The 24,999-nt window shown below is 47.7% G+C and carries 21 protein-coding genes; 2 read left to right on the top strand and 19 right to left on the bottom strand.

What is annotated here, in order from left to right; all coding sequences use genetic code 11:
- Positions 1-674: 674 nt before the first annotated feature.
- The 18 genes from I2123_RS22585 to I2123_RS22500 all read right to left on the bottom strand — a co-directional run bounded on the left by I2123_RS22585 (position 675) and on the right by I2123_RS22500 (position 21,092).
- On the bottom strand, positions 675-1,712 hold the full coding sequence (locus I2123_RS22585; protein WP_213052839.1) for a fimbrial protein: 1,038 nt from the start codon (positions 1,710-1,712) through the stop codon (positions 675-677).
- A gap of 174 nt (positions 1,713-1,886) precedes the next feature.
- Entirely contained in the window at positions 1,887-2,633 is a 747-nt protein-coding gene (locus tag I2123_RS22580; RefSeq protein WP_213052838.1) for a fimbrial biogenesis chaperone, read from the bottom strand.
- 19 nt (positions 2,634-2,652) lie between these two features.
- Positions 2,653-5,103 (bottom strand): fimbria/pilus outer membrane usher protein, encoded by a 2,451-nt coding sequence (locus tag I2123_RS22575; RefSeq protein ID WP_213052837.1) that lies wholly within the window; start codon positions 5,101-5,103, stop codon positions 2,653-2,655.
- 268 nt (positions 5,104-5,371) lie between these two features.
- Positions 5,372-6,127 (bottom strand): fimbria/pilus periplasmic chaperone, encoded by a 756-nt coding sequence (locus I2123_RS22570; protein WP_213052836.1) that lies wholly within the window; start codon positions 6,125-6,127, stop codon positions 5,372-5,374.
- 65 nt (positions 6,128-6,192) lie between these two features.
- On the bottom strand, positions 6,193-6,750 hold the full coding sequence (locus I2123_RS22565; RefSeq protein ID WP_213052835.1) for a fimbrial protein: 558 nt from the start codon (positions 6,748-6,750) through the stop codon (positions 6,193-6,195).
- A gap of 496 nt (positions 6,751-7,246) precedes the next feature.
- Positions 7,247-8,512 (bottom strand): Y-family DNA polymerase, encoded by a 1,266-nt coding sequence (locus tag I2123_RS22560; RefSeq protein WP_213052834.1) that lies wholly within the window; start codon positions 8,510-8,512, stop codon positions 7,247-7,249.
- Between the two features lie 2 nt (positions 8,513-8,514).
- Positions 8,515-8,934, bottom strand: a complete 420-nt coding sequence (locus I2123_RS22555; protein ID WP_112167943.1) for a translesion error-prone DNA polymerase V autoproteolytic subunit — start codon at positions 8,932-8,934, stop codon at positions 8,515-8,517.
- A gap of 246 nt (positions 8,935-9,180) precedes the next feature.
- Positions 9,181-9,915: a 3-oxoacyl-ACP reductase FabG gene (gene fabG / locus I2123_RS22550; RefSeq protein ID WP_213052924.1), complete on the bottom strand. Its 735-nt coding sequence runs from the start codon at positions 9,913-9,915 to the stop codon at positions 9,181-9,183.
- A gap of 3 nt (positions 9,916-9,918) precedes the next feature.
- Positions 9,919-10,161, bottom strand: a complete 243-nt coding sequence (locus I2123_RS22545) for an acyl carrier protein (RefSeq protein ID WP_112167911.1) — start codon at positions 10,159-10,161, stop codon at positions 9,919-9,921.
- Positions 10,162-10,176: 15 nt separating this feature from the next.
- On the bottom strand, positions 10,177-10,941 hold the full coding sequence (locus tag I2123_RS22540) for a MaoC/PaaZ C-terminal domain-containing protein (RefSeq protein ID WP_213052833.1): 765 nt from the start codon (positions 10,939-10,941) through the stop codon (positions 10,177-10,179).
- A complete protein-coding gene (locus I2123_RS22535; RefSeq protein WP_213052832.1) occupies positions 10,938-12,194 on the bottom strand; it encodes a beta-ketoacyl-[acyl-carrier-protein] synthase family protein in 1,257 nt (418 codons plus the stop codon). Before I2123_RS22535 ends, I2123_RS22540 begins: the two co-directional genes overlap by 4 nt.
- Positions 12,195-12,218: 24 nt before the next feature.
- Positions 12,219-13,589, bottom strand: coding sequence for an efflux transporter outer membrane subunit (locus tag I2123_RS22530; RefSeq protein ID WP_213052831.1), 1,371 nt, complete (start codon positions 13,587-13,589; stop codon positions 12,219-12,221).
- Positions 13,586-15,538 carry an ABC transporter permease gene (locus I2123_RS22525; protein WP_213052830.1) on the bottom strand — a complete coding sequence of 651 codons (1,953 nt, stop codon included), beginning with the start codon at positions 15,536-15,538 and terminating at the stop codon, positions 13,586-13,588. Before I2123_RS22525 ends, I2123_RS22530 begins: the two co-directional genes overlap by 4 nt.
- Positions 15,531-16,688, bottom strand: coding sequence for an efflux RND transporter periplasmic adaptor subunit (locus I2123_RS22520; protein ID WP_112167906.1), 1,158 nt, complete (start codon positions 16,686-16,688; stop codon positions 15,531-15,533). The genes I2123_RS22525 and I2123_RS22520 overlap by 8 nt, the downstream gene beginning before the upstream one ends.
- A complete protein-coding gene (locus I2123_RS22515) occupies positions 16,685-18,808 on the bottom strand; it encodes a peptidase domain-containing ABC transporter (protein ID WP_213052829.1) in 2,124 nt (707 codons plus the stop codon). The genes I2123_RS22520 and I2123_RS22515 overlap by 4 nt, the downstream gene beginning before the upstream one ends.
- 14 nt (positions 18,809-18,822) lie before the next feature.
- Positions 18,823-19,764, bottom strand: a complete 942-nt coding sequence (locus tag I2123_RS22510; protein WP_213052828.1) for an LpxL/LpxP family acyltransferase — start codon at positions 19,762-19,764, stop codon at positions 18,823-18,825.
- Positions 19,765-19,906: 142 nt separating this feature from the next.
- Positions 19,907-20,086 carry a DUF4762 family protein gene (locus I2123_RS22505; protein WP_112167904.1) on the bottom strand — a complete coding sequence of 60 codons (180 nt, stop codon included), beginning with the start codon at positions 20,084-20,086 and terminating at the stop codon, positions 19,907-19,909.
- A 253-nt stretch (positions 20,087-20,339) separates the two neighbouring features.
- A complete protein-coding gene (locus tag I2123_RS22500) occupies positions 20,340-21,092 on the bottom strand; it encodes a hypothetical protein (RefSeq protein ID WP_213052827.1) in 753 nt (250 codons plus the stop codon).
- A gap of 116 nt (positions 21,093-21,208) precedes the next feature.
- On the opposite strand from I2123_RS22500, the gene I2123_RS22495 reads away from it, so the two are divergent.
- Positions 21,209-21,418 (top strand): DUF6434 domain-containing protein, encoded by a 210-nt coding sequence (locus I2123_RS22495; protein WP_213052826.1) that lies wholly within the window; start codon positions 21,209-21,211, stop codon positions 21,416-21,418.
- A gap of 89 nt (positions 21,419-21,507) precedes the next feature.
- On the top strand, positions 21,508-21,777 hold the full coding sequence (locus I2123_RS22490) for a hypothetical protein (RefSeq protein WP_244207814.1): 270 nt from the start codon (positions 21,508-21,510) through the stop codon (positions 21,775-21,777).
- An 88-nt stretch (positions 21,778-21,865) separates the two neighbouring features.
- On the opposite strand, the gene I2123_RS22485 is transcribed toward I2123_RS22490, so the two are convergent.
- Entirely contained in the window at positions 21,866-24,991 is a 3,126-nt protein-coding gene (locus tag I2123_RS22485) for an efflux RND transporter permease subunit (RefSeq protein ID WP_213052825.1), read from the bottom strand.
- Between the last annotated feature and the right edge of the window lie 8 nt (positions 24,992-24,999).

Below are 24,999 nucleotides of genomic sequence, written 5' to 3'. Positions count from 1 at the left end.
AGTATCACACTCCGCTGATGTGATTGTAATAAGACAATCAGCCTGTGACATCCCGCTTATTCCCGCTAATACGGCAGCAGAAAGAAAACGCAGGGCAAAGGACTTACTGTTTGATTTTTTTAGAGAAACCTTTCTCTTTTGATGTGTCATACATAGAGCCTTTAAATTTAGTCAGTGTTAATATTCATTTTTTATCACGACAGGGTTGCTGGTGCTTTACGATGCCACGAATGGCGACTTATAAAAGTAGTCGTTGAATTTGGAGCGCCAATGGAAGACAACTTTATAACACCCGCTATCATTCATGATAACTAACATTAACTGTGATTATTTCATGACATCATTGAAAACCAACCAGATAAACAACCATCAATGAGGAGGGTCGGATTTAAAAATTTAAAATAATACCGACTTAAGTATTTAGCTGGTTATAGATGGCGCACGGATATTCAGCCGCCTTGCTATTATTCAGGCGCAACTCCACCTCGTAGGTGGCCAGGAAATAACAATCACGACTTTCATAAACTAAGACTTGTATTCTTTAAAGCACCTTAGAATAATCATCGCACTCTCCTATAGCCTTTATATTTTGAGAAAGCATTATGGCATCATTTGCGTACATTATTTTTAAAAGATTATTTTCGTTTTTCTAAATAAGCCATAACCCTTCCTGCTTACTGGTATGAGAGAGTAAAGGTCGCAATAGCCTTGACCGTACCTGCCCGGACATTCCCGGTGCTGATGTATTGGGCTTTGAATGGATACTCAGTGACCCCCGCAACGGATGCTCCCAACAGGAACTGATTGAGATTCCCTGCTGCTGCCGAGTCCGGCCCAAATGCAACGGGTGTATCACTGCTGTTGAGTATCTGGATCCCAACGCCCTGCGCACTAGAATCTGGCGTCAACCCCAGCGTGGTGGTGAGGTTACCCGTATTCGTGGAGTCAGTCAGTGTAACGAAGGTTTTGATACCCTCCGGGCAAGTGAGTGACAGAGTAAATGGCTTGGGAGCAGCGGTGACGCCAATCGGACCGGAAAGTTGGGTGGTCGTCACCGTATCCAGCGTCACGCCAATACTCTTTTGATTGACTGAACAGGTAGATGCAGTCACTGAACCTGATGCCACACCAGAAATGGGTGGGTCCTGAGCCCAGGGGCCGCCTGCTATATCGGAATTCGAAAAGTACAGTTTTATTGCTGATACTGAGGTGAGTGTACTGCTAGCCGGTAATGTGCCCGTAACAATGAAATCCATATTGGCATTAAGAGGATACTTCACATAGGTCGTGCCGGTTGTAAAGGGACAGGAAAACCGGGTTTTCCCCGTTCCAGAAATAATCACCGCATTTGCATCCGTGCAATTTGGAGCATTAAACGTGTAACGCACGCCAATCCCGCTGATGTTGGTCTGATAAACATCCGTATATCCTGACACCAAAGGACCCGTTGGTTGTAAATCTACGTAAGTAATAAAGGAGGCTGATGAACTGGTAGTATCCCTGCACTGCATTATAGATGTTGTCTGAACAGATTTAATCATCGTGCCAGGGGCAGCATTCGCAGGTATCGACATGGCACCCGCTGCAACCGGATCGTTATCAGAATCATTATTACAGGTTGAAGATGCCAATGCTGGCGCGCTGGTCAGCGCCGTAACGGACAATAGAGCCGCCAACATAAAATACCCCGCCACGCTGATATTTTTAAACATACTGAATCCTTTAATCATGATGATGATTTGTAATAGTTCCGCTATAAAACGGCCGCGCTTCGGCGTGAAGCATCACCTTTTCGGAACCGAGCAACTTGTTGATAAGTCAAATAAAAGACTGAATTTTAATGATGTCTCTTTTTAAGAATTTCATGTGTGTTCTACCTTCTTTCTTTAATTCAGCGTCGCACTGCCCGGCAATGCCTCACCGAGATCGCCAATCGCTTTGTAGGTCACCTTCGCGCCCGACGACAGGGGTTTCTGCCCTGTCACTGATAATATTGAGGTTGAAAACGGGGCGACCATGCCGCCTTTATCGTTCTTCAGGGTTTGCCCCTCGCTCTGCACAGCAAATTCACTGAATGAGAGGTAATACGGTGAGGAGTTGGTCACAGTCATGGCACTCTCCCCCGGTTTTTGTGCAGAAGCCGCTTTCCAGCGCAGTTGCGAAACCGCCTCTTTAATGTTGCCCTTCAAACCGGCAGGCCTTACGAACAGCTTGATACGGGTACGGAAGGCAAATTGCAGCCGGTTTGTAACACTCTTCTCGTTGGGTGGCACATCCAGCACGTTCAGCCAGAAAAGAGACTCATGATCGGTGGGCAGAGATTTCCCGGTGTAAACAATGCGCAGCATTTTGGACGAATTAGCCTCCATGCGGAAAATTGCCGGGGTGATGAAGAACGGTGCTTTGCTCTCGCCTGGCGTACTGTTGGGGTCGCCCTCATCTATCCAGGCCTGAGACAGGGAGGGCGAAGAGCTTTGATTATTGAGCTGTACGCTTACGTCAGTTTGAGTCAGCGGGTAAACCACGCGTGTTTTGGTGATCGTGATCCCCGCCATCGCCTGGCTGGTAAGGCAGAGCGCAGCCAGGCCGATGATCAGATGAGTGATATTTTTAAACGTCGGTTTCTTAAACATGTTTATTTTCCCGCTTCGCTTAATTGCAAGGTGCGTCAATCTGACGGTAACCTGTCGAAGCTGCATCGGTTTTCTGATTAACGGTGTAGCTCAGCGTGCAGCTTTCCCCCGCTTTCTCGCCCCATTTCACCTGCAAAGCACCTTGATCTGGCTGGCCACGTAACAGGATTTGCCCGCCCTGACCTACCATTGAGACCAGGCTGTTTTGTTTATCCAACACATTAGCGCCGAAAGGCACAGGCTTGCCGCCAGAAAGTAAGCCACGGACCAGAACCGGTTTACCCACCACGGTGTCAAATTTCAGCCGGCTGATGGAGCCATAGCGTGGAATGGTATTGGCAGAAGTGCTTTGCAGTTCCACATCCGACGATGTCCCATGCGGGTCAAGTAACACACTGTTGGTTTGGTACGGCGTTAACGACGTGACGGCAGAATTTCCCCACCATCCGATACTGCCACCAGAACCTCCGATCACTTCGGCACCATTGGCCCCTTTGGCTTCAATAACCGCCATCGTTTCCCCTTGCGAGGAGGTCATGGCAACGCCACCGCTGTAGCCGATCACGGTTCCGCGCGCGGAGAGTGAATATTGGTTGTAACCACCACCGCCTGAAACCGAGGTACCGACATTGGATAAAGCACCGTTGTAATTCAGGCTGCCGCCGTACTGCTCGCTGGCAGCGCCATCGCTTTCACTGTGCCCGGCAAAACCGTTGTAGCTCAACTGGTTACGTTCACCGGCCGTGCCACTCAGGTTGGTTTGTGTGTTATAACTCTTCGAATCCTGATAGTTCATGGTGTTATTCAATGTGACCGCGTGACTACTCCCTAGCGGTATACTGAACATCAGCGACAGTTGATCGTCATAAACGTCATCGGAGTAGGTACGTCCGAGCGATATGTTGATAGTTCCCCAGCTAAAACCGGTTCCGTATCCCGCCTGATAGGTGGTTGAGCGCCCGGAGTCTTCCCATGACGTTTCGGTAATACCGCTGAGGTAAACATTGCCCCAGTCTCCGACCGGCTGGCTTATGTTCAACTGCAGGCGTTGGCGTGGCCGATAGAGCGTGTCAGTCACGTTACCTTGTAACTGCGCGACGTTTTCCAGAGTCAAATAATCTGAACTGGAATAACGGTAGGCCGCCAGTGCCAGATCGGTATCGGTCGTCTCCAGACGCTTGCTATAAGTGACGCGGTAACTGTGTCCGTTCATCGTACTGTCGATATCGTCCACATCAGCTGGCAGATTTTTGGCGTAGGAATTGGTGATATCAAACGCAAAGGCGCCGAGCGAGGTATTGAGCGCCAGCCCAGCCAGACCGGACAGATAGTCTTCGGCCACTACGCCGCCGCCGTAAAGGGTCACTTTATTGCTGACACCGCGCCGGTAGGTAGCCTGAATGAATTTGGGTTCGCTGTAACCTTCACCGTCCGAGTGTGAAGTGGTATCGCGGTAAGTCCCCGCCGTGGCGCTAAACCGTGAAATACCCGGACGCAGTAACTCGTTCACCGATGCATAAGGCACGACAAAGCTTTTAGTTCGACCATCAGCTTCCGTGATGGTGACATTCAGGTCACCCGAGTAGCCGGTATTGGAAAGATCGTTAATATCGAAAGGCCCTGGTGCTACAGTCGTTTCATAGACAACCTGCTCACCCTGGCGCACGGTAATTTTGGCGTTGGTTTCCGCCGTACCGCGGATTTCAGGCGCGAAGCCTTTCTCAGAATTGGGCATCATGCGTTCGTCACTGGTGATCTGAACGCCGGTAAAAGGAATACTGTCGAAAAGATCGCCCGGCGTATAATACTGCCCCACCGTAGCCATCGCTTCCAGAGCTGAGACATCGTGCTCTGCATAGGTACTGATGCTGTCATAGCTGTGGCTGCTGCTGCTTGGCTCACTGCCTTGCGATTCAGAGACGTTGAGAGCACTGTTATGTCGTATATTCCAGTCCATGATGTTCAGACCGGTATTTAACCCGACATACAGGTTTTTATTGACCTCGCCATCCGGCGATGTCGACTGATAGGCGTTAGCGTTGTAGCTGATAAAACCGGCATTAATACCACTTTCCCAAAATTCCGGCGATACATAACTCCCGGAATTGGAATTTATATAAATTTGCGGAACGCTCAAATGCACCGCTAACGCACTTTGATCAACGTCAATCTGGGTACTTGGCAATAACTGTGTGACATCGATACAATCACTGGCTAATGTTGCGTTTGTCTTATTATTATTAGAAACCTTATTGAGGTTCAGCCCCCATGAAGCGACATCTTTCCCACGAAAACAAACGCTGCTTTTGTCTTTATCTTGGGTAATTCTTACTTTGTTGCGACCAATAAATTTATCATTAATAAAAAGATCGAGTTGATAATCACCTGGCTGTAAGCTGTCTTTTTTCTCGAAACGGGTTATATCGATGGATTTATCTGTGCCTTTGAAAAACCCACTATTAAACGTCACATCCTGTGATTCGATGGTGTTATCAATATCGGCCTGAGCCGCTGGGATTATTGTACAACTGAGAAAAGAAGCTAATATAACGTTAAAATAAAAATAGCGGTTTCTCTTGTTAAATAAAGCGCAATGTAATATTGAATGTTTAAATGATTTATTTTTCACAAGAGTTTCCTGCCACTATTATTTTCAAGTCACAGCCAGTAGTGTTAATAGTTGCCCATCCCTGGCCTAAAAAAGCGATTCAAGAGTCTTCAATACCTTTTTACTGGCATTACCGAATTTCAGTGACGGTAGATTTAGTCGATACAGAATTACCGTAATCATTGACCCAGTTATAAGAGACGACTGACTTAACCGCAGGTGAATTCGTTAATCCTTTCAGGGGAAAGTCTTTACTGCTTTTTGGCGCAACCATACCACCGAGGTCATCCGTATAGGTTTTACCCGCTGAAGTCACACTCACGCTGGTCATGGATACGTTATAGGCCGCCGGATTAATCGCACGCAGCGCATAACCCTGATCGGTCTTCACAGCCTGCCAGGTCAAGCCTGTCGCCGCTTCGGCCGGTACACCTTTCAAACCTTCAGGGCGGTAGAACACTTTAATTCTGGTGCGCAGAGCCATCTCAAGGATGTTCTCATCCGTCTTTTCTTTAGACTTCGCCGGGATATCCAGCATGTTGTACCAGTACACGGATTCGCGGTCCGTTGGAACTGCACTTGAAGAGAGCAACGTTAAACGTACAAGCTGCTTTTTCCCTGCGTCTATGCGGGTGATCGGTGGTGTCACTACGAACGGTGCCGTGCTCAGGCTGGGATCCTGATGAATATCCCCACTGTCAATCCAGGACTGAACCAGCGCCGGTTTTGGGTCGTTGTTGGTCAGCTGGATTGAAACGTCATGCTCATTAGCGGGGTAAATCAAACGGGTGCCGGAAACCACGACGCTGGCCTCGGCGGTACTCAATACCCCTGCTAAAGCAATTGATAAGGCACAGAGTGATAAAATACGTGTGGTAAGCTTCATATTATTTGACTCCAAACATACGGAAGGAAAGCTCCTTCCGTATAATTTAAATCGATGACCACGTTTTACTGGTAATCGAGAGAATAAACAGCTGAGGTTGTTACCTTGCCAGCAATAGCATCAGCAGAAGGTGCGATATATTGAACGTAATACCTCATGGTGGAATTACCATCGACATCGATAGGCTCCACCATATTATTATGGTTAGTCATAAGGTTAATAGGCAATAGGTCACCATTGGTGATTTGTACTTCAACGTTCGTTGCACCTAAACTGGTGCCGCCCGGTGCTGTGGTATTGATCAAATTACCGGTGTCAGGATTAACATTAGTATCTTCAAACACCGCACGTACGCCAACAGGTAATGAACCGCCAGCAGCAGTACAGCCCGATAAATGAATAGCCAACAGTTTAGCCCCTGCTGTATCTCCTTTTTTCAATGCCGACTGCGCAACGGTAGGTAATACAATTTCATAGGCAGTACCAGATTTCCCATCAATAGTAATAGAACAGGACACATTCGTAACCTGGCCATTAATAAGGATGGAGCCGTCAGAGGCGAAAGCGCCTGCAGAAAGCATACTGCAGCCAATAACAGCCAAAGACAACAATGTCTTTTTCATTTAAATATTTCCTTGATTAAGATTATGAGATTTATTTCATAAAACGGCTTGCCGGGCGTCAATGCCGCAGCACGTCCACACAATGTGGCTGGTTGTAATAATTACACCCGGTGCGAGGTTAATAAGCCTTGCATGAATTCATCAACATCAAAACTATTGATGCAATAATTGATTTCATCCAGCAGTAATCATTGCGGCGATATTAATATCATTTAGAATAAATCACTACTTAATGAATAATTAAGAAATCATTAATTTGTTTTATTTCATGTAATTACCTTCACTTTATCTGGAAACACCGACTTTTGATGAGAAGTGAGATGGGAGGGATTTACACTATCTGTCATTTTGCATCTGCGCTGCACGCAGGATCCTGTAGCAACGCACTTTACTGTCAGACGTCACTATCAGGACTCAATGGGCTTTGTTGAATAAATCGGGGCGGGTTTCCTCTCATTCAGCCTGCTCTACGTTCAAAGCTGGCTGTCCGAGTGGGTTACTTCACTGTTAGCAGATCAGCGTATCGTGTGGTGTATCGAGGTGAGAGCATTTCCCGCTTCATCTGCCATTTCTGCTGAATACCTTGCCCGGCGAAGTAAAGCGTTCCTCGCCCGTCTTCAGCATTGAGGCGATCCAACACATCCATCAACTTTTGACTATTTTTCCGCGGTGCATTTTCGTCAAACAGGTTAAGTTGAGCCACACCCTGACTGTAAAAATCGCCCAACATCACGCCAGCTTTCTGATACCGACATCCGTTTTTCCAAATAGTGTCCAAACAACGCGTCGCGGCAAGGATGATATCTCTGCTGTCCTGAGTCGGTGTGAGTAATTTTACCGATGCACTATTGCCGTAATACGGTTCGTTATGCGCGAAGGGTGAGGTTTTAACAAATGCTGAAATAAATCGGCAATACTGATGTTCATTACGAAGTTTCTCTGCTGCCCGGGTTGCATGACTACAGATGGCCTGACGCATATCCTCATATGCCGTGATACGATCGCCAAATGACCGGGAACAGATGATGTCTTGCTTTACCGGCGCAAATTCTTCCAGTTCAAGGCACTGCTCGCCCCGTAATTCACGAACCGTTCTTTCCAGTACGACATTGAAATGTTTCCTGATAAACCGAATATCGGTGTCTGCCAGCTGCAACACTGTCTTGATACCCAGGCTTTCAAGGTTCTTCGTTATACGTCGACCGACGCCCCAAACCTCCTCGACTGACAGCGCCGCCATCAGTTTTCTCTGACGATCCACATTCGATAAGTCAACCACTCCACCGGTCTGCCGCTGCCATCGCTTTGCCGCATGGTTCGCCAGTTTGGCCAAAGTCTTGGTTTGTGCGATACCTACCCCAACCGTCAGATGCGTGCGCTGTAGTACCGTGGCTCGGATTTCACGTCCAAACTCGGTCAGATCGCGACAGTTACGCACACCGGTAAGGTCACAAAAAAGCTCATCAATTGAGTATATTTCGCAGCGAGGGGACATCTCTTCGAGCGTGGTCATCACGCGGTTGGACATATCCGCGTAGAGTTCATAGTTACTACTGAAGCAAACCACACCATGGCGCCTGAAGAGATCTTTCTGTTTGAAGTACGGCTCACCCATTTTCACAAAAGGTTTTGCTTCAGCAGAACGTGCAATAACACAACCGTCGTTATTTGACAAAACGACCACGGGCCGCCCCTTCAAATCCGGGCGAAATACGGTTTCGCAGGACGCATAAAAAGAGTTCACATCACACAGTGCAAACATGATCAGCTCGCAGATTTCACGATAAAGGTGACCACACCAAAAACTTCCAGGTTGTCTTCGCTGCCTATCATAATCGGCTTGTACGCAGAATTTTCTGGTTTGAGCATGACAGTGGGGTGCAGCTGTAAGCGTTTTACGGTGAATTCGCCGTCGACAGCAGCAATGACGATGTCGCCATGCCCGGCCTTACGGGAGCTATCCACTACCAGTAAATCTCCTTCGCCTATCCCTGCTTCAATCATTGAGTCACCGGTGGACTTTACGAAATAGGTCGCACTCGGATGCTGAATCATCAGTTCATTCAGATCGATACGTCGCTCAACGTAGTCCTGCGCGGGGCTTGGAAAACCACAGGGAACACTGTCACTGAACAAAGGGAATGACACTATCTGGCGTAGCTCGGTAGGTATGAAAAACTGCATGATAATCACCATCAATGAATACTGTACATGCATACAGTATTATATATCGATGGCAGAGATCAAGGGGAGCCTACTTTGTGATCGCTCTGGTACAGAGCACAGAAGGACGAACATCATGTCCAAAACTTTTGGCTACGTTGCATGAAAGGGGACATATGAAAACATGGGCACCGTATACCCCGCTTCGCGTCCCCGCTATGTGACACCATGAAGTTTTATCGCGTTATTACATGACTGGCTCGAACGTCAGGCCGACATTCCTCCATCGAGGACTAAAGACTGGCCGGTCATGTAACTGCTTGCTTCACTTATCAAATAGGCCGTTGCCTGCGCGACCTCATCAGCACGCCCCAGGCGGCGCAGAGGAATAGCGCTTTTCAATGCTTTTTGTTCGAGGTCTGACATTTGCGTGGTCATCTCAGTTTCAATTAACCCAGGTAATACACAGTTTACTCGAATATTAAAACGGGCGACTTCGCGGGCCAGCGATCGAGCCATTCCGAGCATAGCCGCTTTGGAAGCTGAATAAGCAACCTGCCCGATATTTCCTTTCAGTGCAGAGACAGAGGATATCATCACAATACTCCCGCTCCCCTGCTCCATCATCGAGGGCAGTAATTGCTGATTCCAATAAAATACCGCATTGAGATTGGTACCTATTAAAGTCTCCCAATCGTTTATGTCTTGCTTAAAATGTAACGCATCGCGTGTAATACCGGCATTATGAATAATACCGAAGGGCGCACCATATTGCGTGAGAAGCTGTTGCGCAAGAGCCTTCACTTCTGTCGGTTTGCTTCCGTCGCAACGATATCCGCTGACACTGAGACTAAGAGCGCTGCACTCATTGAGGAGAGATTCGGCCCGTGATTGCTGATCTTTCCAGGTAAATACGACATCGTATTCTCGTGCGAGATGTTGAACTAAAGCAGCACCAATTCCCCGGCTTCCACCCGTAACCAAAATCCATTTCTTTTGCATCATTTATGCCTTTTGTTCTTCCAATGCTTTACACATTTCACCCAATGTCAGGTTGGGATTATTAACGAACATATCAGCGCTTAATGTCAGATCAAACTCTCGCTTAACCAGCACCATTAACTCAACATAATCCAGACTATCGAGTTTCAAATGGTGAAGGGGCATTTCAGGTGTAAGCATGTCTTGAGTCAGATCTTTTGCATCACATAGCATTTCGCACACAATTGGGTAAACGTTGTTTGTCATAATAAGTTCCTATTATCAAGAAAGAGCCATTGGTTTTAATTTCAACGTAATGGCCGTTGTTATATATGAATGGGTGAAGTAATAACCTTGCATGGCAATACGCACCACCAATCCCTGTTTATAATCCCCCACGACCAAAAGCGGTAACATTCCATAATGGAAGTCGTTTGAGCCCGGCGAAGATAAGAGGAATTGACGACTAAAAACAATCTCATGATGTGTCTGAACAACAGGCATTTCCAGAAAAATGTCTGTCAGCGTCCCGGCATGAAGATCGGGTAATTTAACTTTTATTGCCTCGAATATTTCAGGCGATTTAACGATCAAACGAAATAGTACCGAATCAAGAAAAGACCATTCGCAAACATTTTTCATAAAAGGATATTCACTCCTTATATTCAAAAGTTCATCCGCAGAGAGGGTCAAGTTCTTAGTTGTCACCTGTTCAACAGGAGGCGAAATTCGCTCCAGTCTCGCTGAAAAACAACATGAATCCGTCTCATTTTCAATGAGTTGACATTGATTGTTGGTTTTAACAATCTTATATTCCGTATGGCATTTTATTGGATTGCGTAAACGGGCGTTGAAGCGATAATAATCCGCAGTATCAGAAGGAAAGTCCTGACTCTTTTTCATATCCAGCAAGGCGCGCATGCCGTGCACGGTCAGGCCCTCGATTCCCATTGCTTTCGCTTTGTTAACATCAAAATGAATGGGGTTATAATCGCCGGAAAATTCTGCCCATTCATGAGCATGTTCCAGGGTGTATATCAGTGTCACATTTCACCCCGGCTAATGATCAAGGCAGCGTTCGCCCCCCCGAAACCAAAACTCAGGTTCATAGTATGGAACACAGGTTTTTCACGATGACCTTCTGTAATAAAATCCAAATCACATATCGGGTCAGGCACTCGCAGATGGCAAGTAGAAGGAAGCCTTTGGTGCTTTAAGGTCTGTAGACAGATAATCGTTTCAAAGCTACCCGCAGCTGCAATAAGATGCCCGGAATACCCTTTCGTACTCGACACGGGTATCGAATAGGCTTCATCGCCCAATGCCATTTTGATCGACTCTGTTTCATTACGGTCATTAAGCTCTGTGGAGGTGCCATGAGCATTGATGTAATCAATATCCTGAGCTCTTAAACCTGCCTGTGTGAGCGCCGCATGAATAGTGTTTATCCGTGCCAACTTATCTTCAGCCGGTGCGGTGAAATCTACAGCATCAGAAAAGTTACCGTAGCCGCTTATCTCCCCTAAAATCACTGCACCTCGCCTTAACGCAGATTCCCGCTCTTCCAGGCAAACCGTGGCAGCGCCTTCTGACAAGACAAACCCATTGCGCTCAAGACTAAAAGGACAGCTGGCTTTGGTGATGTCATGTTCTTCACGGGTGAGTGCTTTTAATACATCGATATTCCAGATGGCGGAATCACTGCGCAGCGATTCTGCACCACCGGATAGCATCATATCGGTTCGCCCACTACGGATGGCCTCAAAGGCATCGCCGATCGCCATGGTGCCAGTGGCGCAGGCGGCTACAGGCGAATTTTGATAACCCCGCAGTCCCCAAAACTGGCTGCAGGCGGCGGTGGCAATACTTGGCATCGAAAAGAAACAGGCAAAAGGAGAACCCATTCCCGTGGCTTTATATTGCTCATGAAATTTAAAGGTTTCGTCCAGCCCACCCCAACCGGTTCCTATGATGGCTCCGCATTTGAGCGGATCATAAAATTCTGTAGGGGCTTTTTCGCCAAAAGCCATGTTCATCGCTTCACGAGCAGAGACCATAGCCAGATGAGCAAAACGAGGCAGGCGACGACGAAGTACCGCCGGCAAAAATTTCAAATCCAGATTTTCATCAACCAGGCCATAAAAACGTGATTTGATTCCCGCAGGATGCTTATCAATAAAACGGTAACCGATGCGGTAATCCATGATTGCATCCCAGCTCTCCTGCGCGGTTAAGCCGAGTGGGGTAATCGCGCCATAACCCGTTATGACGACTCGCCGTGGCAGTGTTTTATTATTCATGAGTTAAAGTCCTTAGAAAGAGGGTCATTCCCGGATCTCCTCTCCACCAATAGCGAGCCAGAGTTGCATCGTAGAGTTGAGGTAATTGTTCTGAATATCAGATAACTGATTTTCAACGGTCAGGAGGTTGTTCTGTGCATCCAGCCAGGTTTCAATGGGCTGCGCGCCAGCGAGATACTGACTTTTTGCCAGTTTTAGCCGTTGCTGGCTTAACGCCAGAGAGATCAACGTATTCTCCCTCTGCTGCGACCATTTCTGCCGCTGTGTGAGCGATTTTTCGACATCAGAAAGTGCTGAATACACCTTTTGCTGGAAGGTAGAGGCTGCGGTTTTTACATCAAGTTTTGAGCGTGCGATGGTCAGTTGTACCTTATTCCATTCAACAAATGGCAGGACCACGCTGCTACCAATGACTCTGCCTGGTTCGGAAAACCATTGACTAAATACACTGCTGCCAGCACTTAACACGGCGCTTAAAGACACGGTGGGATAAAAGTTCAATGCGGCGACATCAGAACCTGCAAGCGCGGCGCGTAGTGCCGATTCGGCCGACTGCACATCTGGCCTGCGGCGGATAACCTCAACTGGCAGACTCATCTTCAATTCGATGGTTTGTGTTAAATCCAAACCATCACGCTCTGGCAGTCGCATTGAGGGAGGTCTGTTGAACAAAATCGCAAGAGAATTGCGTATCTCCTCGCGCTGTTGGAATAAATCTTTCAGATTATTTTCTTGTTCCAACACTGACTGGGTGGCTTGCAATACATCCAGCTGACTCACCGCGCCTGCGGTGAATCGTGATGTCGTGACGACTTTGGTTTCTTCGGCGATCGCCAGGCTGCGCTGAGAATTATCAATTTTTTGATTTATTCCGGCTATTTGCCAATAGTACTGGGCAGTCGTCCCAATGAGGGTCAGAGCCGTATTCTGGCGCTCCAACGCCGTTGCCTCAGCCTGCCAGGCAGACTGTTCGCGCATACGTGCCAATTTTCCCCACAGATCAAGCTCATAACTCAAACTCACGGAAGAGCTATAGCCTTCAACGGAATTAGTATGATGCCGGATATTTTTGGTGTTATCCGCACTGCCAGAGACGCTGACATCCGGGGTGAGATTGGTATCCGAAAGATTGCTGTCCAGCCGGGCTTGTTGCAGTCTAAATCCAGCAATAGCTAAATCGTTATTTCGCGTAAGAACGTCATCAATGGCGTGCGTTAATTGAGGATCGCCAAACACAGTCCACCAGTGACCTGAGCTTGCTAACCACGCGGAGCCTGTCTCCTGTGTACTCCACTGCATCGGAAGAGTTAACTCTGGACGCTTATAGTCGGCTTTAACCAATGAGCCACACGCCGTTAATGCAAGGGCGATAAAGGTTACTTGTAGGATCCTCATTCTCGAGTCAGAGCCTCAGTCGGATTTAAACGAGCGGCATTCCGCGCAGGGAAGAAGCCGAATCCAAGTCCAATCAGGCCGGAGAAACAGCAGGAGAATAAAATCGGAGGCATCGTGAAAACGAGGGGGAATTTATTCGTGCATAATGCGAATGTGCAGCCTGCAACGATGGCAAGCACAATTCCGATCAGCGAGCCCATCAGGCAAATCACCACAGATTCCACCAGAAACTGCCGCAAAATATCTTGCTCCCTGGCACCCACGGCTAACCGTATACCAATTTCGTGGGTTCTTTCTTTGACGGAAACCAGCATGATATTCATCACGCCTATGCCACCGACGATGAGCGAGATCCCTGCGATAGTGGCCACCAGGAGGGTCAAAGAATCCGAGGTTTTTTTCACCGCGCTTAACATCATGTCATCGCTCTGAATGAAGAAATCACGGCGGCCATGGACTATGTCCAGCAGATGCTCAACCCGCTGTTGAGAAGATTTCATTGCCAGCCCATCTTTGAGCTGCAACTCAATCAAGTTAAGAGCAACCGGCCCTTCCAGGCGATCCTGCATCGTCGTGAAGGGGATCCATCCCTGCAACCCACTCCTGCTGGGGACTACCCCACTAATTTCCATCACGCCGATAATGACAAATGGCACACCACGAAGTTGAATAATTTCGCCGACTGGATGGCCGTTATGAGGAAATAAACTCTTTGCGGTTTGGGTGTCGATCACTAACCCGGCAGCTCTCTCTGCCAGGTCACCTGAGTTAAAATGCCTGCCCATCACTAAGACCATTCGATGAATAGCAAAATAGCCCTGATCGACACCGTGCAACTCGAGAAAAACATTTTGCCCGTTCGCCAATGCATCGACAGAAGTATTAACAATAGGTGAAATATTTTTAGTGAAATCTTGATGTTGCAGCATTTCTGCATCACGTACTGAAAGACTGAAGGCTAAATCAGGACGGATATCGCTCCACCCAATGCCAGGGTGTATAGTCAGCGATTTGACGCCTAGATCGCTTATATCATGAAGAATTTTTTGCTTTGCACCATTACCCACAGCCATTGACACGATGATGGAAACAACACCAATAATCATGCCAAGCATTGAGAGTAATGCGCGAGCGCGGTGTCCACGTAACGCCTGCCAGGCCATAGAAATAGCGTCTTTCAGGCTTTGAAAGAGTCCCGGACGCTCGGTGCTGGTGGTAATGTGTAACAGTGATGTGTGTTGATGAAAGTCATTTGTCGAGCTGGCCGCATGGTCAGCGACAATTTGGCCATCATCGATCTCAATGATACGTCCTGCCTGATTGGCAATAAGCGGATCGTGCGTGACCAGAATGATGGTATGACCAGCCTGATGAAGGCTATGTAATATTGCCATCACTTCTTTTCCACTCGCAGCATCCAATGCCCCGGTCGGTTCATCGGCAAGAATAATTTCAGCCCCGTTCATTAAAGCCCGTGCAATACTGACGCGCTGTTGCTGCCCACCGGATAATTGCGAGGGTTTATGGAATATTTTTTCATCAAGCCCAAGACGGGTCAGTAAGCTGCTGGAACGTTCAATTTGCTCTGTTTTATCCATCGACGTATAACGCGCAGGCACTGCGACATTATCTTGTGAGTTGAGATAGGGCATCAGGTGATAACGTTGAAAAATAAAACCTATATGCTGGCTGCGCAGCGACGCGAGCTGATTGCTGCTGGCTCCGGTAGTCTCTATACCTGCCACATAAATCTTTCCGCTGCTCGGCTGATCTAAACAGCCCAGCAGGTTCATTAGCGATGATTTCCCCGAGCCTGAAGGGCCCATAATGGCGACCATTTCGCCCTGCTTTATCTCGAGCGAAATGTTCTTAAGCACATGCACCGCAAGATCACCCGAAATGAAGGTACGATTCACATCCACGAGGCGGAACGCAGTCAGATTAGCCATCGATGGCAGTCTCAAGAGCTAAAGGTGGGATCTCAACACTTTGGCCTTCCACAAGCCCCGATTTCACTTCAGCGAAAACGTTATTGTGCGCACCAATTTCAACTTCACGGGAAATCCTCTGCTTTCCGTCAATGAGTGTTACGTAATAGCGCCCTTGTGCATCTCTTTCCTGTAGCGCAGAAAGTGGGATGCGCAGAACGTTTTTCACATCATTCACTACAATCGAAACTTGCGCAGTCATGGAGGTTTTCAGCAAGCGCTCAGTATTGGTTATCTCAAAAACACCACTGTAGTAAATAGCCAAAGACTGCTGTGAGTTATTGGATATTTCATTGGTATTATTAAGCACCCCATCCGGGGCATTTTGAATTTCGCCCATCACGCTGGTATAGAGACGTGATGGTTGGGCGAGAACATAGAATGACAAAGGTTGGCCTGATTTGACCTTAAGAATGTCTGCTTCCGAAATACGGGTCTGAATATGCATAACGCTAAGATCAGCCAGTACCATAATGGTCGGGGCAGTTTGCGAGGAAACGATCGTTTGCCCTTCCTGAGTTACGACGCCCAGGACTTCACCCTCTATTGGGGCAACAAGTCTCGTATAGCCTACATTTGCTCTGGCTGTTTCCACCGCCATTTCGGATTGGACTATCTGTGCCTTATTCATTTCCAGCTGTTCGAGTTGAGAATCAAAAAGGGACTGTGCTTCTTCAAGGTCACTTGCTACTCCAGAGCCTTCCCTCAACATCACTTTCTGACGACGCAAAGCAAGTTGATACTGTTTAAGCAGCACTTGTGATGACCGCAATTGCGCACGCGCGCTTGCAAGTTCTGCTTCGGATTTCCGCAATTCGTTTTGTTGCAAAATCGGGTCTATTTCAGCAAGCAGTTGCCCTTTATTTACTCTGTCGCCCTGATGCACGTAGAGCTTTTTTAATTGACCATTCACCTGCGCACCAATACTGACCTGGCGAATAGGTTTTAATGTCCCGGTGGTAATGACCGTCGTTTGAATATCACCACGGGTGATTTTTGCAAGAACCCCTGCCGGTGATGAATGATGTTGTTGGTTAAAAATAAAGTAAGCTGTGGCAGATACGGCACACAGAATAACCAGGCTCCATATAACGACCGATTTCTTTTTCATAACGGATTCATATCTGATAGCGCAGGAGAAAGGCGGACTAACCTACCCTGTTCAATACAGCAGGCATGGTCAAACAGTGGCAAAATAGCCGTATTATGGGTCACCACGATCAGTGTTTTACCTTCGTTGCGGCAATGCGATATCAAAGCATTAGCCACGGTAAATGCGGTGTCGTCATCGAGATTCGCGGTAGGCTCATCCAGAATAATTACGGGCCTGTTACTGTACATAGCGCGAGCAAGCAATAAGCGCTGGCGTTGCCCAAGCGAAAGTCCAGTGTAACTTTCGCGGATCTTCGCCATCATTCCTCCGGGGAGTTTGTCCACTATATCTCCCATATCTAATGCCTTAAGCAATCCAGACATATATTCAAGCTTGCTTCTGTCAAAATCCGGATCAAAAAGACTTATATTTTCTGCAACGGAAGCATTAAAAAGAATATCCTCCTGGGACAACAAATAAAAAAGCGAACTGATCGCAGAAGCGGTCACTGAAACGCCATCAGCCTGGATCTCCCCTGATTCAGGGATCAGTCCACCCGACATCACTTTTATTAAGGTACTTTTACCTGCCCCCGAATTTCCTGTGATTGCCAGCATTTGTCCCTTAGGAATACAAAGCGAAACATTTTGCAGCGTCGTATCCACACTGTCATAACGGAAAGAAAGGTTTCTGTATTCCAGAGAATGATTGAATGTAGTGACTGCTATGCCAGCTTCAGGTTTGCTAACGTGATCGACTGCGGAGGGAAAGATATCTTCTGCTCGGTTATCAATAACCTGAAGCTGATTCTTCTGGATAACGGAAAAAAATATCTTAGTGATATAAGACGAAAATATTTGTCGAACAAAACTATAGGCAAAGAAATCCCCCAAAGAAAGCCTGCCATCTTTAAGCAATGGTAAAGCCAACAGCATAAAAAACACCATTTCCAGACTTCCTACCAGCTGGTAAATACTGTTCTTCACCTGTTCATAAACATTCTTATCGCGTACACAGCTAAATAATGAATACGTTAACTTCGCAAATCCTTTTTTGCGTAGTTCCACCAGCCCGGAGGATTTGATTGTGTTAAAGCCCTGGAGTGTTTCCAGAATGAATTCATTCTGCTCTGCGGTTCTGATTTGCAGCGTTTGAGTGTAAAAACGGTCACGATAAATTGCCCAAACACTGACTAACCCCATGGCCGTTACCCCGGCAAAAGAGACTAATGCCAACGAAAGATTCATATAAACCAGAACGCTAAATGCCAGCAAGCCAACGAGCCAGTCTGTTCTTAAACTATTATCCAGCTCAATTTTTCGTCCGGCTGCCGCTTCCCATGCCGTAAAACGGCTAAATATGTCCCCTGGTGCACGACGTTCAAAAAAACGAAGCGGATTATTAAGCAGACGGGAAAAACCCGAAGTACTGTTCAAAAATGAAAACTGTTTAATATGTCTTTCAGTTACCCAACGGACAGATAATGCAAGCGCGGTAGAAATGACAAAGACCAGCAGGAAAAGTCCATATGGGAAATCTTGCTGCCCGGCAGACGTGTAAACATTGTTTATCGCCTGGCTGACCATCACTGGCATAACGAAAAGTGTTAAGGATACTAATAGCGTCAGCGTCATCAGCGTATAAATGCCTCTGACTTTCGCGGTTTGACGTAAACTCATGCAGGAGAAAAATGAATTCCCCCTTGATTTATTTTTTTCGTTTGGGCGATGCGTTGTGATTTCTTCATCGATGACAAGCGCGTAACCACTGATGTCTCGTTTAAGTGCATCAATAGACAAAAATTGCTGGCCAACACCAGGATTCATAACGCAAACATGGCGGCCTTTGCGATAGGCCAATATCACATAGTGACCCGCGCCATAATGCAGAATACAAGGTAAAGGAAGCGCATTGAGCTCATCAAAGTCAAATAATACTGGATACGTTGGAATGTCTAATTCCGTCAGGATATCACTGAGTTTATCAAGCGATGTTCCATGCACTGAAATAGGGTGTCTTTCGCGTAAACTGGCCAATGATATTTCAACACCCTGAGTTTCTGCAAGCATTGCAATGCAAGCAAGCCCACACTCATTGATTTCACTTTGAAATACCATTGTAGGAATAGAATTATTCATATCCAATTTTTAACTTAGTGATTAATAAAATATAACGAATGAAGGTGCCATAACAACCAGTCTTGGGGATGTTCCCTGATGGCACTTTCAATCAGCCCAGGCATACTGGTGAATGCTTCCTTTTTATCCATTGGAGGATGGATGTGAATCTTTATCCCATCTTCGTAATAAAGATAAAAGAAAACAACTTTCGCTGAAATGACTTTCGCAAGTCTGAATACCCCACTGTGCAAACTCGCTTTGCGCCCAAACATAGTGCAATTTATTCTCGAAGAAAACGTTGCACCAGTCTTATATGTGTACTCAGGGACAATGTCGGGGAAGATAATAATATTCGTGTCATGTTTAGCTGCACTCAGGCAAGCTGACATAATATTTTCTGCAATCCCTTCATTGTTTCCGTGTATTGAGCAGTAAGTCAGATTGACACCGCCCCTGCGGCGGTCTTCGGACTGATACGCCTCTGCATTTGCGGAAACAATAACGGTACCATTACCCGGATATGCCTTTCCGGCAACGATGCCAGAAAGAATATCTGAGACCATATGCATCGGAGCTAACACAACGGGTGAACCCATATCATGCAAAGGTTTCACTATTTTATTCAGCTGGGCCGCACAATCGTCCAGTTGTGCCATTATCTTCTCGTCCCGGCCAAATGTTGCGGCGTAATCTAAGGCTTCGCGCCGCTGTGTCAGCCAAACGAAATTTATCTTTCTGTTAGGACCTAACAAACACCGAATATTTTCACCAGCAACATCGGCGCATTTGTTTTTATTTTTACCCGTCAGTTTCAAAAAGCGCTGTAAATGTAGAATAGCAAATAATATTCTTAAATTCATACTGCGGGGAGTTAACTTTTCACGAAAAAATTTACTAATACTGTTTATTTTTTTGAAAGTATTATCGAAAAAACACTTCAGTGTAATATAAAAACTAACAACGAAATATCGCATAACAACCCCAAGCTTTTGTTATAACAACTACTGTTAGCAGGGCTCTTTCAGCGCCATTTCTAAATTAACTTCAATAATAGACTGGTGAATGATGTAATTTCTTCATACACCAGACTATTAAGTCTATCAGAACTCGCTTACATTAGTGACCGCAGTTGCGATTACTTACAATGCCCATGTCAGTACTTTTTGTAACGTTGCCATGTTTATCTAATTCCTGGTAATAGGCACGGCAATTGCCGCGCACTGATTGCCATTGATAATCCAGTCGGGAATCGCCACCAACAACTTTCTTTGCTTCAGTCATATTTAATTTAATCATAATAATATTCCTTTATATTTATTAATCGCCTCAATCAAGGCCGGATAACATTAACTTCCCGAGGATATAACGGTCAATGGAAAGCATCTAAATGATTAGTTTAAATAAGCTAAATGCTAAAAAACGTACAATTTCAAAATGTTATTAATATGTGAGAGTTATCTTTCATTTATTGGATTATTTAAATTTTACAATCATCAGGATTGGCCAGGGGAACCGTCGCTGCATGTACGATCCCCCTGCGATTCAGCAGTTAATCGACAAATGAATAAGTCTGCTTAACCTGATTCAGGCCGTAAACGACACTGAAATCGGTTTTGCTGTAGCAATTTAAGGCTATTTGTGAGGAATTATTCAGACGCTCAATGTTTTGGTAAATAGCCGTCATGTAAAATCCAAAATCACATTGATGCAGTTGAGGATCAATGACCTGATCCACTTTCCCTGAAGACTTGTTGAGAGCCATCACTTTATTCACTGACAGGCCATCATCTTTCATTTCATAGATGCCAATAAAACTGTGCGACGCCGTTTGCCCCCAAAATGGAATTTCAATCGTTTTCGCAGGGTTGCCCGAGATGGCGGCTTTATCCATGGAAGCCGTCTTATTCAATACGACATCCAGCGTACGTTTGGCGTTCTGCCACGTACCATGAAGAACATCCCCACCGTTGGTAAGTTTTAACGGGCAGGTATTGAGGTCATATTTTTTACCTTGAGTCAGATAATCGTCGTATTCCTGATCATTAGCGACCTCACAAAGCACGATGGCATCAGACGTTATTTTCCCGTAGAGCGGAATGGGAGAACGATATTTATCGTAATAGTAGCTCCCTTTAACATTTGTTTCTCCGCCAAAGGAATAACGCTGAAGAGAGACGTGAACCGGAGATTTCCCGATCGTTCCTTCGTAGTTATCGAGCACATACCAGCTGTCCGAAGCGGCTGCGGCTGAACCCGATAAAATCCCAAAGAGACTGACTGACAGAATGATTTTTTTTAACATGTTACCCAAAGCCTGCACGGATGTTGTCTGATTGTCCCGATATTCGTCATGCCATTCCCCAAAATATCAATGCCCTGCGCTATAATTCACCATACCATTTTCCGCCGGAGAAATAGATGGCATTTGACTGGCACAGCGAGACGTTAACCCGCGCCACCCCCGTAGATAAGCACTATAAAAATACCCAAAATGTCCGGCGTTTCATGCTTGAGCAATGCGGCGCACACTTTACATTTGACCGGGATTTTATGGCATGGATACGCAATGACCAGCCTAAAAACCTGGGTGACGTGGCAGATGAATGGACGCGTCGGCAGGCGCCTTAAATTACCCACTTTTATTACATGGATATAAAGCCAATTACTTGTTATAACTCATAATATTCAATAACAAAAAAGGTAAAGGGTAACAGGGAATGGAAAATACCAGCTGGAGTTGGGAAACACATTTCGATATAGATAGCCTGGTGCTTCTCAAAATATTGGTTGTATTGATTATTTTTATTTGGATTCGGGAAACCCTGAGAAGGAGAAGAAGAAAAAGGCAGGATCCCGGTGGCGCTATTTCGCAGGCAAACGCCAGAGAACGCCATCAATGGCGCTATGTCCGATGGGTCTTCATTCTGATACAAACCGCATTCGGCCTGTATATGTTAGGGTCACTCATTCAGTTTTTACTCAGGTAGAAGCTGATACAATGAAGAAGCGGAGGAAATATCTTCCTCCGCTCCCCCTGATTAACGACGGTGCCTTAACCGGTAGCCGCGCTAATTTTTACTCTTCGCCCGTACTCGCGGTTTTACTGAAACGACGACGCACCACCACGAAAAACACCGGCACGAAGAAAATCGCGAGCAGCGTGGCGGAAATCATCCCGCCCATCACGCCGGTACCGACGGCATTCTGTGCGCCCGAACCCGCACCGTTGCTGATCGCCAGCGGCAGAACCCCGAGAATAAACGCCAGTGAGGTCATCAGGATCGGGCGTAAACGCATCCGCACCGCCTCCAGCGTTGCTTCAATCAGCGGCTTGCCTTCTTTAAGCATCAGATCGTTGGCGAACTCGACGATCAGGATGGCGTTTTTGGCCGCCAGCCCGATTGTGGTCAGCAGCCCGACCACGAAGTACACGTCATTATTCAGCCCGCGCAGGCTGGTCGCCAGTAACGCACCGACCACGCCCAGCGGCACCACCAGCATGACCGAGAACGGGATCGACCAGCTCTCATACAATGCCGCCAGACAGAGGAAAACCACCACCAGCGAAATGGCGTACAGCGCCGGTGCCTGTTCACCGCTCATGCGTTCCTGATAGGACATTCCCGTCCAGTCATGGCTGATACCCGCTGGCAGTTGCGTCGCCAGTTCTTCCATCAGCGCCATCGCTTCGCCCGAGCTTTTCCCCGGTGCAGGTTGACCCAGGATCTCCAGAGAAGACAGGCCGTTATAGCGCTCCAGACGCGGTGAACCGTAAACCCATTTTGCGGTGGAGAAGCTGGCGAACGGTACCATTTTGCCGTTAGTGGCACGCACGAACCAGTCGTTGAGATCGTCGGGCATCATGCGGTACTGCGCATCACTCATCACATAAACTTTCTTGACGCGGCCATTATCGACGAAGTCGTTAACATAACTGCCGCCCCACGCAGCGGACAGCGTGGTGTTGATATCCGCCAGTGACAGCCCCAGCGCTTTGGCTTTTTCCTGATCGATGGTCACTTTGTACTGTGGCGTATCTTCCATGCCGTTCGCACGCACCGCCATCAGCACGTCAGGATGCTGCGCCGCCAGCGCCAGCAGTTGGTTACGCGCTTCCAGCAGTTTCTCGTGCCCCAGATTGCCCCGGTCGATCAGCTCAAAATCAAAACCGGTGGCGTTACCGAGCGCGATAATCGGCGGCAGATTAAAGGCCACGACGGTGCCGTCGATGATTTTTGAAAACGTCGCATTGGCACGCTGCACAATCGCAGTGACTTTGTTGTCATCCCCTGGCCGCTCGCTCCAGTCTTTCAGGCCGACAAAGGCAATGCCGACATTCTGTCCGCGTCCGGCAAATCCGTAGCCGTTGACCGTCAGAACGTTAGCCACGTTGTTTCTTTCGCCATGCAGATAGTGATCGGTAATGGTATCGAGCACTTTCTGCGTCCGTTCCTGCGTCGCACCCGCCGGTAAAATGGCCTGAGTTGCCAGTACGCCCTGATCTTCTTCCGGCAGAAAAGACGTCGGCAGATGAACAAACATCGCCACCATGCCCGCGACGATCAGCAGATAAATCACGATATAGCGTCCGGAGCTTTGTAAAATCCGCGCGACCGAAGACGTGTAATGCTGCGTACTCTGGTCAAACTTGCGGTTGAACCAGCCAAAGAATCCGGTGGTTTTGCCGTGTTCGCCTTTTGTAACAGGTTTGAGCAACGTGACGCACAGCGCAGGCGTGAGGATCAGTGCAACAAACACAGACAGCGCCATTGCTGACACGATCGTGATGGAGAACTGACGGTAGATAACGCCGGTTGTACCGCCGAAGAATGCCATTGGCACAAACACCGCCGAGAGCACCAGTGCAATGCCGACCAGCGCGCCCTGGATCTGCTCCATTGATTTACGCGTCGCCGCTTTTGGCGACAGCCCCTCCTCGGCCATTACGCGCTCGACGTTCTCCACCACCACAATGGCGTCATCAACCAGCAGGCCGATGGCCAGCACCATGCCAAACATGGTCAGGGTGTTGATGGTAAAACCACAGGCCGCCAGAATGCCGAAGGTGCCCAGCAGTACTACCGGTACGGCGATCGTCGGGATCAGCGTTGCGCGGAAGTTTTGCAGGAACAGGAACATCACCATAAACACCAGCACAATGGCTTCGAACAGCGTTTTCACCACCTCATTAATCGAGATTTTGATAAACGGCGTCGTGTCGTACGGATACACCACCTGCAGGCCGTCCGGGAAGAACGGGCGCAGCTGTTCCAGTTCGGTGCGCACAGCCGCCGCGGTATCAAGCGCGTTAGCCCCGGTTGCCAGCTGGATCCCCAATGCTGATGCCGGTTGTCCGTTGATTTTCACCACAAACTGATAATCCTCACCGCCGCGCTCAATACGGGCGACGTCATGCAACCGCACCTGAGAACCGTCGGCGTTCACTTTCAGCAAAATATCGCCGAATTCATCCGGTGAAATCAGGCGGGTTTGCGCAATCAGGGAAGCATTGAGCTGCTGCCCCGGCACCGGCGGTGCTCCGCCAATCTGCCCGGCGGCCACCTGCGCATTCTGGGTGTTCAGCTCGGCGATGACATCCACCGGCGTGAGCTGGAAATTGTTCAGCTTGTTCGGATCCAGCCAGATGCGCATAGCGTACTGCGAGCCGAAAATCTGCGTATCGCCGACGCCGTCAATGCGGCTAATCGGATCTTTGATATTCGAGCCCACGTAATCCGAAATATCCTGCTGAGTCATCGTGCCGTTGCTGTTCACAAAACCGACCACCATCATGAAGGTGCTGGACGATTTTCTGACGGTGATCCCCTGCTGCTGCACTTCAGAAGGCAACAGCGGCGTGGCCAGCTGCAATTTATTCTGCACCTGAACCTGCGCGATATCCGCATCGGTGCCGGTTTTGAACGACAGCGTGAGCTGCAACGTGCCCGATGAGTCGCTGGTCGATGACATATACATCAGGCCATCGAGGCCATTCATGTTTTGTTCGATGACCTGCGTTACCGAGTTCTGCAAAGTCGTCGCATCCGCGCCGGGATACTGCGCGCGGATCTGCACCGCCGGGGGCGCAACGCTTGGATATTGTTCAACCGGCAAATTGAGGATGGAAATCGCGCCAGCGAGCATCACAATGATGGCAATCACCCAGGCAAAGATGGGGCGATCGATAAAGAATTTAGACATATTTCAGC

The organism is Rahnella inusitata (genome assembly GCF_018288855.1).
GTDB lineage: Bacteria > Pseudomonadota > Gammaproteobacteria > Enterobacterales > Enterobacteriaceae > Rahnella > Rahnella inusitata.
Note: the sequence above shows the minus strand (reverse complement) of the source record. Positions and strands in the feature narration are given on the sequence as shown.